Source organism: Ideonella aquatica (genome assembly GCF_018069755.1).
Classification (GTDB): Bacteria; Pseudomonadota; Gammaproteobacteria; order Burkholderiales; family Burkholderiaceae_C; genus Ideonella; species Ideonella aquatica.
Window position 1 is genome coordinate 132,658 of sequence record NZ_JAGQDE010000014.1, and the last position, 10,394, is coordinate 143,051.

At 64.7% G+C, this 10,394-nt stretch carries 11 protein-coding genes and 1 pseudogene; 11 read left to right on the plus strand and 1 reads right to left on the minus strand.

The window, feature by feature from the left end; genetic code table 11:
- Window positions 1–75: 75 nt before the first annotated feature.
- The 4 genes and pseudogenes from KAK06_RS16090 to KAK06_RS16105 form a co-directional block, all read left to right on the plus strand.
- Window positions 76–531 (plus strand): annotated as a pseudogene (locus tag KAK06_RS16090) (JAB domain-containing protein); the annotation flags it as partial.
- 78 nt (window positions 532–609) lie between these two features.
- Window positions 610–1,275, plus strand: a complete 666-nt coding sequence (locus tag KAK06_RS16095) for a hypothetical protein (protein ID WP_210803143.1) — start codon at window positions 610–612, stop codon at window positions 1,273–1,275.
- 7 nt (window positions 1,276–1,282) lie between these two features.
- Complete coding sequence (locus KAK06_RS16100; RefSeq protein WP_210803144.1) at window positions 1,283–1,483, plus strand: hypothetical protein; 201 nt, start codon at window positions 1,283–1,285, stop codon at window positions 1,481–1,483.
- A 95-nt stretch (window positions 1,484–1,578) separates the two neighbouring features.
- The gene (locus KAK06_RS16105) at window positions 1,579–3,882 is read left to right on the plus strand and encodes an SNF2-related protein (RefSeq protein ID WP_210803145.1); all 2,304 of its coding nucleotides are present in this window, start codon (window positions 1,579–1,581) and stop codon (window positions 3,880–3,882) included.
- Window positions 3,883–3,937: 55 nt separating this feature from the next.
- On the opposite strand, the gene KAK06_RS16110 is transcribed toward KAK06_RS16105, so the two are convergent.
- Window positions 3,938–4,351 (minus strand): DUF4902 domain-containing protein, encoded by a 414-nt coding sequence (locus tag KAK06_RS16110; protein WP_210803146.1) that lies wholly within the window; start codon window positions 4,349–4,351, stop codon window positions 3,938–3,940.
- A gap of 119 nt (window positions 4,352–4,470) precedes the next feature.
- On the opposite strand from KAK06_RS16110, the gene KAK06_RS16115 reads away from it, so the two are divergent.
- The 7 genes from KAK06_RS16115 (at window position 4,471) to KAK06_RS16145 (ending at window position 10,159) form a co-directional block, all read left to right on the plus strand.
- On the plus strand, window positions 4,471–5,184 hold the full coding sequence (locus KAK06_RS16115) for a LuxR C-terminal-related transcriptional regulator (RefSeq protein WP_210803147.1): 714 nt from the start codon (window positions 4,471–4,473) through the stop codon (window positions 5,182–5,184).
- A gap of 308 nt (window positions 5,185–5,492) precedes the next feature.
- Window positions 5,493–5,867, plus strand: a complete 375-nt coding sequence (locus KAK06_RS16120; protein WP_210803148.1) for a hypothetical protein — start codon at window positions 5,493–5,495, stop codon at window positions 5,865–5,867.
- 357 nt (window positions 5,868–6,224) lie between these two features.
- A complete protein-coding gene (locus tag KAK06_RS16125; RefSeq protein ID WP_247652914.1) occupies window positions 6,225–6,602 on the plus strand; it encodes an antirestriction protein in 378 nt (125 codons plus the stop codon).
- A gap of 107 nt (window positions 6,603–6,709) precedes the next feature.
- On the plus strand, window positions 6,710–7,417 hold the full coding sequence (locus KAK06_RS16130; RefSeq protein WP_210803150.1) for a hypothetical protein: 708 nt from the start codon (window positions 6,710–6,712) through the stop codon (window positions 7,415–7,417).
- A 21-nt stretch (window positions 7,418–7,438) separates the two neighbouring features.
- Complete coding sequence (locus tag KAK06_RS16135; protein ID WP_210803151.1) at window positions 7,439–8,002, plus strand: hypothetical protein; 564 nt, start codon at window positions 7,439–7,441, stop codon at window positions 8,000–8,002.
- A gap of 76 nt (window positions 8,003–8,078) precedes the next feature.
- Window positions 8,079–8,666, plus strand: coding sequence for a hypothetical protein (locus KAK06_RS16140; RefSeq protein ID WP_210803152.1), 588 nt, complete (start codon window positions 8,079–8,081; stop codon window positions 8,664–8,666).
- A gap of 74 nt (window positions 8,667–8,740) precedes the next feature.
- The gene (locus tag KAK06_RS16145) at window positions 8,741–10,159 is read left to right on the plus strand and encodes a DNA cytosine methyltransferase (protein ID WP_210803153.1); all 1,419 of its coding nucleotides are present in this window, start codon (window positions 8,741–8,743) and stop codon (window positions 10,157–10,159) included.
- Window positions 10,160–10,394 lie beyond the last annotated feature (235 nt).

Consider the following 10,394-nt stretch of genomic DNA (forward strand, 5'->3'; position numbering starts at 1 on the left):
GCCCGCGGCCTGCACGCGGCCACAGCCAGTACCTGCGCGGAAGTCATGCCGCGCTACAGCTGCACGCCTCAGTATCGGCGTGCGGCCCTCGCCAGCCTGATGAGCTGCGCACGCGAACTCCTCGTGCGCCAGGCCGCCAAGGATCTGCGGCACAAGCCCCATCTGACGTCGCCGTCGGATGTGGGGACCTACCTCGTCCAGCACTTCGAGGGCTATGACTTCGAGGCCTTCGTCGTGATGTTCCTTGACGCCCAGCACCGCCTGATCGCGATCGAGGAGATGTTCCGGGGCACGCTGACACAGACCTCGGTCTACCCGAGGGAAGTGGTCAAGCGGGCGCTGGCCCATGGCGCTGGCGCCGTGATCCTGTCGCACAACCACCCCTCGGGCAGCCTGGAGCCGTCCCGCGCGGACGAGCACCTGACCCAGGCCCTCAAGTCAGCCTTGGCGCTGGTCGACGTGCGCGTTCTGGACCACGTCGTGGTCGGCGCCAGCGGACACCGCTCCATGGCTGAACGCGGCCTGATCTGATCGTTCATCTCACTGCCGCCAGGCGGGTTCTCCCGCCTGGCGCGGGAGCCCGCCTCCACTTCAAACCTGGAGGTTCTCATGTTCGTTCTCGAACAACAGTCGGACGTGTTTGTCGACGCGCTCGTCGCCGACCATCGCTCCCAAATGCTCTTCCTCTCGGTCTATGGCCGGGACACCTCGATCCAGCAGCTCATGGCGCGGCTTCATCAGCGGCCAGACCAGGGCGGTGTAGACGATCTGACCCTGCAGGATCCCGCTTCGCGCGCCGAGGTGATGCGGGTTCTGGTAGGCGATCCAGCGCGCTTGGACAAGATCACCGGACGCCTGCCGCGATCGGGTCTGCTCGGCAATCTGCTCCACGCCTGGATCTTCGATCCGACGCTGCTCAAAATCGATCCAGCCACCGGCTCGGGTTGGCTGCTGGAACACCTGCAAGGCGACTGGCCCAAAGGTCACCAAGCCGCCCATGAAGCCGCACAGGCCTGGCGAATGATCCAGGAGCTGTCACCGGTGCCGCTGCTGGACCACTGGATGCTGACGGTGCTCGCGCACCTGCAGACGGTCCAGGCACTCGTGAGGCCTGCCAGCGCCGGTCCCGTGTCCGCCTTGCGGATCGAGTTGCCGCAGGACTTCATGTCCTGGGTGTCGGAGCAAGTCCGCCATGGCCTGCTGCCTGAGACGGCCCCTTCTGCTCGTCAAGGAGTCGCTACACCTGGACAGGTGGCGCTGTTCCATGCCGCCTGAGGTGCCCATGGCCACGTTGGACCACCTGAGCTTTGAGCAGGCCTGCGCGAAAGCCTCGGCACGCGCCCGGCGGTCTGGGCAGGAGCGCTACGTCGTTCACGAAGGTGATGGCACCTACGCCGTCGCCTGCGAGGACGACCTGGACACCTGGTGGCTCGGCGCCACCGTGCTCGCTGCCTTCGATGCCGACGGCTGTCGTCTCGACTGACCCACTGGGCTGCGCCCCTGTCTCTTCCTCCCCCGCAGGGCCTGCCTCAACCGAGGCGGGCCTTGCCCCTTCTTGTTTCCTCTGCTGGAGATGCCATGTCTGATACCGATCTGATCGAACAGCCCGCCACCGCAAGTGCGGGTGAGTCCATGTCCATTGGCGACTTCGTGCGGGAGTACCGCAGCAGCCTCGTCGATGCCGTCCGAGTCCAGAACCCGCCGATCTACGATGGGCAGCAGAGCCCGTCGCTCAATGCCATGCTGGACCAGCTGACCCGGGCACCATTTGCTGCGCAGCGGGACGTCGTGCATGCGGTCTGCCGACTCCTCGTCGATGCTGGCCACCCTTCCGCCGTGATCAACGCCGAGATGGGGACCGGCAAGACGATGATGGCCATCGCCACGGCCTGGCTGATGCACCACCTGGGTTTCCCACGCACGCTGGTGATCTGCCCTCCCCACCTGGTCTACAAGTGGCGGCGCGAGATCAAGCAGACGGTGCCCGGCGCCACGGTCTGGATCCTTAACGGTCCGGATACCCTGAAGAAGCTCCTGCAACTGCGTCTGGTCAGTGGCCGCGCTGCGGCCCCTGAGTTCTACGTCATGGGCCGTGTGCGCATGCGCATGGGCTTCAACTGGGTGCCGGTTTTTGTGAAGCGGCGACTGATCGACCTGGAGATGATCGGCCCGGAGCGTCTGGCCAAGGCCACGTCCTCTGTGGCTGCCTGTCCGGATTGCTACGAGCCGATCACCGTGCCAGACACCGATGGCACGGACCGGCCGCTTGCTCCTGAGGAGGCCTCGTCGCGGCTCAATGTCCGCCAGATGCGCTGCGCGCATTGCCATGCCGCGCTGTGGTCGCTCGTTCGTCCTGGCACGGCACCGAGGACCCGGCGCGAGATCCTGAAGGACTCCATCACCCAGCTGCCCACCATCGGGGACAAGACGGCCGACAAGCTGATCGACGCCTTCGGGGAGGACATGCTCGGCGGGATGCTGGAAGACAACGTCTACGAGTTCATCAACCTGATGGACGACCGGGGCGATCTGTTCTTCAGTGACCGGCAGGCGCGGCGCATGGAGCGGGCCATGGCCAACATGGAGTTCTCGTTTGGTCAGGGAGGCTACCAGCCCACCGAGTTCATCAAGCGCTACCTGCCCAGGGGCTTTTTCGGATTGATGGTGGCAGATGAGGGCCACGAGTTCAAGAACGACGGCAGCGCCCAAGGTCAAGCCTTCGGTGTGCTGGCCAGCCAGTGCCGCAAGACGCTGTTGCTGACGGGCACGCTGATGGGCGGCTATGCCGATGACCTGTTCTACCTGCTGTTCCGGATGAACCCGGCGGCCATGGTCCACGACGGCTTTCGGTACCAGCGAGGTTCACTGGGATCGGCGAGCTGGGCATTCATGCGCACCCACGGCGTGGTCAAGGACATCTACAAGACCAGCAGTGCAGCGGACGAACGATCGCACCGAACGGCCAAAGGAAAGAGCGTGACGCATCGCGAAGCCAAGGCACCCGGGTTCGGACCACTGGGCGTGATGCGCTACGTGCTGCCCTGCACGGCCTTTTTGAAGCTCAGGGAGATCGGCGGCAATGTGCTGCCTCCCTACGACGAGTTCTACACCGGTGTGCCCATGACGCCGGAGCAGGAAGCGGCCTACCGCGGACTGGCGAACTCATTGAAGGAGGCGCTGCGACAGGCGCTGCGGGCCGGCGACCAGAGTCTTCTGGGGGTCGTGCTCAATGCGCTTCTGGCGTGGCCGGACTGCTGTTTCCGTCCGGAGACCGTGCTGCACCCGCACCGCAAGACCACGCTGGCCAGCGTACCGGCCTTGTTCGATGAGCTCACCCCCATGCCCAAGGAGCGCAAGCTGCTGGCGCTGTGTCGGAAGGCCAAGCGAGCTGGACGGCGCGCCCTGGTCTACACCGTCTACACGGGGACCCGAGACACCTCGGCGCGGCTCAAGGCTCTGCTGGAGGCTGAAGGTTTCAAGGTCGCGGTGCTGCGGGCCGGCGTCGAGGCAGCCAAGCGCGAAGACTGGCTGATGGAACAGGTCGACCGCCAGGTCGATGTGATCGTGACCAACCCGGAGCTGGTGAAGACCGGCCTGGACATGCTGGAGTTCCCCACCATCGTGTTCATGCAGTCGGGCTACAACGTCTACACCTTGCAGCAAGCCAGCCGGCGCTCGTGGCGCATTGGCCAGCGGGTCAACGTCGAGGTGCATTTCCTCGGCTACGAGGGATGCGCCCAGATGGAGTGCCTGTCCCTGATGGCCAAGAAGATCTCGGTGTCGCAGTCCACCTCTGGCGACATGCCGGACTCCGGCCTGGATGTCCTCAATCAGTCGGGAGACTCGATTGAGGTGGCGCTGGCCAAGCAGTTGCTGGCCTGAGGCTCGGGCCGTGGAGGAACCATCCCCACGGCCCTCCTCTTTTCACGGCGCCGGCTCACCTGCCGGCCCTGGCCAGGAGCGCTTGCCCTTGCAGCGCCCGGCTTCTTGCCGGCGGCGCCGCGCTGTCACCCCACATCTGCTGTCGGACCGTGGCTTGCCAGGGCAGTCGGTGAACGATGGCATTGAGGAGGAGGATCTGCTCGCGCTCAGCCAACGTGCAGCCGTCATTCCCCAGCACCTTGGTGTTCGTTACGATGTTCATCGGTGCCAAGAGCAACAGGATCTCGCCATGCGTCACCCAGTCCCAGCCAAGGTGAACGTCGCCCGAGCGCCACAGCGTGAAACCGTGGGGTATTTCGGCGTCCGGGTCGTCAGGATTCACGTCGGTGTCGACATGATTGAATTCAAGCTGGAAGAGGGTTTCAGCATAGGTGTTGAGGTCGCTCTTGGCGAAGGCAAGTAGGTTCAAGGAATTTCCTTCCTGATGTCCTGTGGTTTGTGGCCACGGTCTGGGCAGATTGCTTGACAATTCGACCTCGGTCAACCCGCCCGAGTAGGTAGGGCGGTTCGCCTTTGTGGGAGTTCGCGGTGCTTTTTTCCGACTTTTTGCAGCTGGCAAGGTCATCCTCGATTGCTGAGTTGCAAGAACGCCTTGTTGCGTTTGCACACGACTTCCAGTTTGCAACCATCACCGCCGTTCTGGTCGTGGAGAAGCCCGTCGGCCCGCCGGCTTTTCGGTCGATAGGCAATACGCCGGAAGGTTTCCTGAAGGCGTACACGAACGTGGCGTCCTCACGCCGCGATCCGGTGCTGGCCGCGCTCAAACGGGTCAGTACACCGGTGCTGTGGGACCGCCGGACGTACGAGGAGGCGGGTGCCCACGATCTGTTCGAGGAGCAGTCCGCATGGGGCTATCGGCATGGCGTGGCCATTGCCACCCACCTGCCCAACGGCCAGCATCTGCTCGTGGGCGTGGACCGGTCGGATCCTCTGCCCAACTCCGACGCCGAGCTGACCCGGCTGATTGCAGACCTCCAGCTCACGCTCGCCTACGCCCAGGACGCCGCCGTCAGGCTGCTGGGCGTGGAGGCGGCCCCGGTCAGCACCTTGACCCCCCGCGAAGTCGAAATCCTGAAGTGGACGATGGAGGGCAAGTCAACCTGGGAGATCGGTCAAATACTCTCGATCTCGGCCAACACGGTCAAGTTCCATTTGAAGAACGTTACCGCCAAGCTCGACTGCGCCAGCAAGCACACCGCAGCAGTCAAAGCATCTCGCTTGGGATTGTTGGACCCACGCTAGGACCTACCTAGTTGGGTAGTGCACCGGTGGGCACCGAATTGATGTAATTCACCCCATGCCCGGTTCGGGATTAACTCTGTGAGGGTGAAATGGATCTGTTTGCAATCATCATGGAATATCTCTGCGACCTTCCCCGCGGTGGGGGCTGGTAAACAGAATAACCAACCTGTGGCGCAGGGAGAAACCGCCGAATCCCTCCTCCTGGCATCGCGCCAGGAACATTTGCCCGGCGAGTTGAATACTTGTCCGGGCCTCTTTTTCTTGGGCTGACGTCGACTGGGAAAATAGAGTTGAACTCTACGATTTCGATGGCTGAGCTGATCAGAATGGCTATCCATGTAGCAGCCGCCATCGACCGGGGCCTCGGCCGTGATTTCACGTCCGAGGCCTTTTACGCTGCCGTCTCGCGCCAAGACCTGGTGGGAGAAATCCGAACCCGCTTCGGCGCTGAGCTGAGCCTGGCGGAGCTGGGCGCTGATCCCTGGCGTGTGCTGGCCTTTGAAGGATTGATCGCCGGCGCGCTGCCCCACTACGGACGCAACAGGCGCCGCTCGGTGACCGAGCCCACCGGGCTGTGCATGCTGCTGGCCTGCCTGCTTGAGCAGGTGGACAAGCACTCGTCCATGCAGGGACGGCGACGCGACGAGCGGCGCGTTCCCCTGCTGGAGGTCCTGCTGGGATAGGTCGAACCAGCTCGAAGAGCATCGCCACTCGCTCATGCCTCTGCCCATTGGCAGCGGCCCGCACGTGTGGTAATTTCTGGCTCGCTCATGCCAATCTTTGAGCCGCTGACCGCGTCACCGTCGCCCCGACCGCACAGGCCTTCTGAGAAGTGCGGCAGTTGATCTCCCCGATCAGCTCGAAGGTGTGATCGCAACCCGCGCCGGGAGTCCATCCCGGTTTGGGGATGCTCTCGGCTTCTTTCTTTCATCCCCCGAAAGGAGCCCTCCATGGCTGACACAGCCCTCTGCCTTGCGTCCGCGTCGCCTGCCGACGATCAACGCACCATCCTCCCGACACTCGTGCCTGGCCACCTGCGCTTGGCATTCTTGCCACGCGTCTTCGGACCGCGACACTACGGCCAGGCTGAAGCCGAGGTGTACGGCTGGATGGGCAACCTCTGCCCCGAGTACCACGGCGGCTATTGGCAGTTCTATGACCTGTCCAACGGCGGCTTCTACCTGGCGCCCGAGGCCAAGGTCACAGCCGACCAGGCCGGTCCCGTCTTCGTCGTTCGTGCGCCGAACGGCTTTGAGGAAACGATGAGCTACAACGCCGCCGGCATCACCGCCACGCTGTACGCGATCAACAGCCTGATCTGGAAGGGCGCCGACCACCTGGAAGACGCCTTCTACAAGCTGCGCGACTTCGCGATCGAGCACCGCGAGAGCCGCCAGATCCTGCGCGCCATCGACTGAGCCAGCATCCGCCAACCGCCCGACCTTGAGCGGGCTACTTTCAACCCAGCAGGGAACAACCAGCCCCTGCAAGGGGCTGCCCCTGCTTCCCTATTCAAGGAGGCACCATGCCCCAAGTCCAAGAGCTGCAGGCGCTTGTCCTGCGCCTGCCTGAGGGAGGCCGTCCCAGAGGCCTCCCCGGAGAGCACTACTACCTGCCCATTGTTCGCGATGAGGGCCGCCGATGGTCAGCCCTGTGCCCCGGCATCCACTGGATGTACGCGGGCGAGGTCATCCGCAACATCTGCGCAGGCCGCGCGGTTGACGTGGTCGATGGGTCCCTGTCGGTGCACGGCGAGCGTCGCATATCCCCCGAGCGCTACATCGCTCGGTGGCGCGACGCGATCGCGCACAGCATGGACATCCGTGCGGTCGGTGCGAACAAGGGGGTGCAGCCCACCGCGCTCTTCGAGTTCGATCGCCGCGCGATCGCGCTGGCGCGCTGCTTATGGTCGAACGAGCCCGAGGGCGGCCTGGCCAACCTGCTCGATCTCTACGCCGACTCCACGACCCCCGTCAGCTGGGTTCGCGATGGCGAGCCCGTCGATCCCCCCGACGCCTTGCGCGTCGCCGTGGATCTGACCACCGATCTCGGCTCGCAGCACGCCTGGTGGCTGCAGGACTACCTGCGTCCGCGCGGCGAGAACCCGTACCCGCTCAAGGTGTCGATCGAGTTCCCGGCGGCCACGTCGGTGCGCGAGAGAACCTGGGCACCGAGCTTTCTGAACCCCATGGCCACGACCCTGGAGCCGCAGTGTCTGACCAAGGCCGCCTGACGGCATGAAAGGAGACGTGTGATGAGCTATCGCATCGAGTACCAATGGATGTGCCTTCCGATCACCGCGAACTTCGCGGAGGGTCTGTCTGAGACGCACTACGTCATCGCGATCGAAGGCGGCTGCAACAACCTGACTACCGTGGACCGCGACGGACGCGAGCGGCGTTCGCGCGAGTGGGAAATCGGCATGATCGGCACCGAGCGACAGATCTTGCGACAGACCACGCGGTTCGCCAGCGCCTGCGAGGGCGCGATGCTCAGACCCCGGGGGAGGACATGCACGCCGGAGGCCTACATCCGGCGCATCCGCCGCCTGCTGAAGACGCCCAAGGGTCCGTCCTGGACGCTGGGTCACCTGGGTCTGGGCGCCCGCCTTCCAGCGGCTCATCCGCTGGTCAGCGGTGCCGAGGAACCAGGCTTCAGCTACTTCCCAGAACGGCGCTTCGGCGAAGACTTCGTCAAGTTGATTCCGACCTGGCGGGACCAGTGGGCACGGTACTTCGAGCTGCTGGGGCCCTACCTGGACGACTTCAGCCTGTCGCCCTGGTCGACGGGTCACATCCACCTGATGCCGGGCTCCTGAGCCCCTTCGAGATCACCAACCCTTGGGGCGAGCGCCGTCAGGCCTCGCCCCGTCCTTCATGCAAAGGACCAGCACCATGAGCTACAGCGCTTGCGATCTTCAGGCTGACGTTGATCGTCTGCTCGATCGACTCTCCCTCGAAGTGACCGGCGACGATGAAGATGGCTTCACGATCCGCCGCGGTCACTCAACGGTACACACCAACCAGGGTACCTACTTCGACTCAGCGGCCGAGGCCTGCGGCGCAGCCCTGCAAGGGCTGTTCGATCACATCGAGGACCTGCTCAGCGCAGCCAAGGCAGTCATTGGACGCTGGGAACGTGGCGACCTGGCCGAGGCGGTTCGCGAGCTGGACGTGTGCGTCCGAGTTCTGGATGAGCGCGCGCCAGGCGAGGCTGGCCAGGACAAGGTGTCGGATCGCCTGAAGGCACGTCTCGCACACCTGGTGCGCGACGGTCTGAGCTTCGGGGACTGCGTGCAAGCCTTCGGCGTGACCGAGCAACAGGATCCGGCCGTCGGGCTGGCTCGTCGCCTCATCCACCAGGAAGGTGACATCGAGATCGAGACCACCACCGTGGTCAGCAGGGACGAAGGCGACGGCGCCTACGTTCTGGCCTGGGCCCACGTGCCCGAAGACGAGCGGGCACCCAACAGCGCCGGCTGAACCCTTTCGACTGACCTGCCCCGAGGGCCGCCCCTCGGGGTGGCGCCTTGGGGTCCCGACTTCAAGGAGCCATCATGGACATCTTCACTCGCAGGCTCGGCCTGCACCGCGGCGCGCCGCGCCTCTACCTGGACACCCCAGCGCTGTCGCGAGCCGGCTTCCTGCCGGGAGCCTCGATCCGAGTCCGATCCGACCCCGAAAACGCACGCGTGGTGGTAGAGGTCTGTGACGATGGCGACCGACGCGTCTCCCGAAAGACCCGTGGGCACGCCGAGACCCTGGTGCCAGTGATCGACCTCAACAGCCAAGTGGATCTCGGGCCGATCGCTGGCTACGGAATCGTGCGAGTGGTCTTCCAGCAGCGCGCCATCCATATCCTGGCCACGGCATGCCATGCCCGAAGCCATGAGCGCGCCCTGCGTCTGTTTATGCGCCTGCGGGACGGCCAGCCTCTCAGCTGTGCCAGCATCGCCTTCGGCGTAGGCATCACGAGTTGGGCTCTGCACGAGGGCTTGGCTGATGCCGGCGTGCGAGCGTCACTCCGCCTTGCCAATGAGATCGACGAAGATCTGGTAGATCACGGGATCCGGGTCCATCCACTGATGGACGGGGACACCGTGGTGGTCAACGCACCCATGCAAGATGCCGTGGCGGACGCATGGCTGTTGCAGCGTATCGGCCATGTCGACGTTCTCGAAGCAGGTATCCCCTGCTCGGGCGCCTCGCGCGCCGGCGTGTCCAAGAGAGGCCTGCAGCGGATGGAGGATCACCCGCTGGTGGGCCACCTGGTGGCCGCTGTCATCCAGTGGATTGCCGCGCTGCAGCCGGCCATCTTCTTCGCAGAGAACGTGCCCGACTACCAACGCACGGCCAGCGCCTCCATCCTGAGGTCCTGGCTGCGCGATGCGGGCTATGTGGTTCACGAGGCCGTGCTGGATGCGGTGGACTTTGGCAGCGTGGAAGGCCGGCGACGCTGGTTCCTTGTGGCCGGCCCTGCAGAACTGGCCTTGCAACTGCATGACCTGGCATCGCAATCGCGGTCTGCTGGGAAACTGGAAGCACTGCTGGATGCCGTACCTGGTGATGACCCATGCTGGCGGCCGGTGGTCTACCTGAAGAGCAAGGAGCAGCGCGACGCCGACAAGGGCAGCGGCTTCTCGATGCAGTGGCTCACGCCGCAGTCGACCCGAGTGCCCACGCTGCGCAAGGGTTACCACAAGGGTGGATCCACCGATCCAAGGTTGCTGCACCCAAGCGACCCAGGGCTCTCGCGCTTGTTGACACCGAGAGAGCACGCCCGGATCAAGGGCGTGCCCGAGCACCTGATCGGCGGCCTATCGGCCACCGCGACCCACGAGGCACTGGGGCAAGCGGTGGACACCAGGCCTGTCCGTGCGCTCGGTCGATGGCTCGGCCGCGCGCTGGCCACCATGGCAGAGCCCGCAGTCGGCAAGCCTTGCGCCACTGTCGAGTTCGACAGCATTGCCGCCTGATCGGGAGATCCGCGGCGGGTGGGTAGGGAGGGCGCTGAAGAGGCGTCCTCCCCGCTCTCCAGCATTGCCGTACACGTCTGCTCGACCCAAAGGCGGCGATGCAGCGGAGGACTAAACCGCTCTCGCGGTAGGCGACCTCGATGCGTTGAGACGGTGGTCGCGGCATTGGGTTGTGCGAAGTTGAATAGCGAGGCGATTGGCCTCGTTGATCAACGGAGCTGCAACCATGGACACC